The following is a 2,253-nucleotide window of genomic DNA, read 5'->3' as shown; positions in this document are numbered from 1 at the left end:
GTTGTTAAAACTGCCCCGTTAGCTGGAGATATTACTCCTAGCATTGGGTACTTTGTAACCACGTATAATTCGAGTTTACCTGGAGATATTCCAGGCATGACTGAAGTTGCTGTTATGGTTACCGGTCCTGTTGCATTTGGCGCAGTAAAGTAGACTAGATATCCTGAAGAGTATGTATCAGGTTTACTTTGTAATATATATACCGTGCTTGCGCTGAGTGAACCTGCGCTCGTGCTAAGCTGTATCTGTATCGCTGCTCCAAGAGTGTTAGTTGTCGGGTTCCCATACTGGTCAGCAAGAGATACATTAATCAAAGTGCTGCCCAACGGAGATATATAATTGTTAGTTAGTGATGGTGCGGTAACGACTAAGGCTGCTGGCGGACCAGCAACTATAGTTAACGTTGGAGACGGACCACTTAACGACTCATTGTGAGCTGGGTTTGAAGTTAAGGGCTGGAAGAGATAGTCTTCTACATTAAACTGATCACCGGCTACGGTATCAGTGAATGTAAAGACAGCATATCCTGACTTGTTGGTGTACGCTATGCCCGTCATTGGGCTTGCGCTGACTTTGACTGTGCTAGGTACTATTGTAAAGTTTACTGGAACCCCTGCCTGTACTGGGTTTACTTTAACTACAGCGGTAATTGTCTTTCCTGCTGTTGCATTAAAGCTTGATGTCTTTTCTACCCCCTTATAATAAATTGTTGGCTTTGGTGATACGGGTTCAAATGTGGATGTTATTAATTTGTTTGATGTTCCAGGATACTTGCCATTGATCACTGCAGTTATCTGGCTAAAGCTGCCATAAGCTGTAGGAGGAGCAAATCCAAAAGTGATGTTATCAACATGCTTAACCCCGTTTAGTAGGACTACATTGAATTTAAGCGTGCTACTGTCGTTTCCACTTACAATCTTGTAATAAATTCCGCTGCTTGTTCCGTTCATTCCACTAAGCAAGTACAAGCTGCCTGCAGTTGCACTTAGTGTAACAGTTGTGTTACCTAACGGGTATGGATTTCCAAACCTATCTGTAAGTGAAATGTTAGTCCATGATGTCTTAAATCCATATGGATAAACCGATGAGGATGCATTGGTAACATAGTCAGTTGACCCAGTTCCGTCCCATGGCAGTTTAACGGCTACCTTTGATGGAGATGCTGCCTCTATAGTTAATACATATGATGCATTTCCTATAACGTATCCTTCATCAAATGGCCCTGTTGTACCACTTGTGTACACGATATGCCCGCTGTATGCAGTTACTATATAGCTTCCAACATGTGTATCATTTACTGTAAATGCTGCTCCTGATGAGCTTGTGGTAAGGCTGGATGGTGATATAACGCCGTGGGTTGTTGTTTGTGTCAAGTAAACCGGTACCGGACCACCGGTTGGTGTCACTCCTGAAGTTGTAGGAACTACAGTTGCTACAGTGAATGAACCTAGCTCTCCAGCCGTCAAGTTCCCGGCGGAGGCCCCTAATGTAGAAGGTGAAACAGGAGATATGCTATATTCAGTAGCCTTGGTATAGTAAATTGTCACATCAAATGACTGGGTTGCTCCTGAAGTATAGGTCAAGGTAACTGTTACCGTATTGCTTACTGAATTTGAACTCTTAAGCCCTGCTGTACTTGCATTCCATCCAAATTCAACATATGCCGCTGCACCGGGTGGAAGTATTGTTGATGATGGTGATTTAGATATCAAATAGGACCATGGCCCTATACCATTTAAGCTAGAAGTAGCTCCTGAACTTAACCCTTCGAAATAAACATCTTTGCTAGCATTTGAGCTAGCTGGACTTGTGGCTAACGATTTTGGAATACTTATTGAAATCTGCGTAATTCCTTGAGCTGACGTTGGGTTGTTTATGTAAAGTGTCCTGTAAACTGTACCGCCTGATGTTGGATTGCTAACTATAGGCACATCTATGCTGACCGAAGCCTGTGTTTGAGCGTGAGAAACACTAGTTACCATTGGTAAAGTTACTGCTGAAGGTAATGCTATAGAAAGCGCTAGTATTAGCACTAATAAACTTTTTACGTTCATTGCAACATAAATTCCCCGGGCTGCATATTTAAGCTTTATGAAGCCCCCGTTCTTTGCTTTGAAATTATGTAAAATTATTACGAGCAAAAATTAACCGCATTTTGACCTTCTTTTATTTATATATCCAGCTATGGTCAGCGCGATTGCAGTAAAGACGCCAAAGAAAAACACTGCTATAGAAGCTCCAAGGTAAACTTCA

Annotated in this window: 1 protein-coding gene; it reads right to left on the bottom strand. The window is 42.2% G+C overall.

Features of this window, described 5'->3' with window-relative positions; genetic code table 11:
- Positions 1-2,141, bottom strand: a 2,141-nt coding sequence (locus ACP5L5_RS11620; protein ID WP_428763980.1) for a hypothetical protein, incomplete at its 3' end; no start/stop codon positions are given.
- Between the last annotated feature and the right edge of the window lie 112 nt (positions 2,142-2,253).

It is taken from the genome of Vulcanisaeta sp. (assembly GCF_049966235.1).
Taxonomy (GTDB): domain Archaea; phylum Thermoproteota; class Thermoprotei; order Thermoproteales; family Thermocladiaceae; genus Vulcanisaeta; species Vulcanisaeta moutnovskia.
This window is presented reverse-complemented; position numbering and strand designations above follow the sequence as displayed.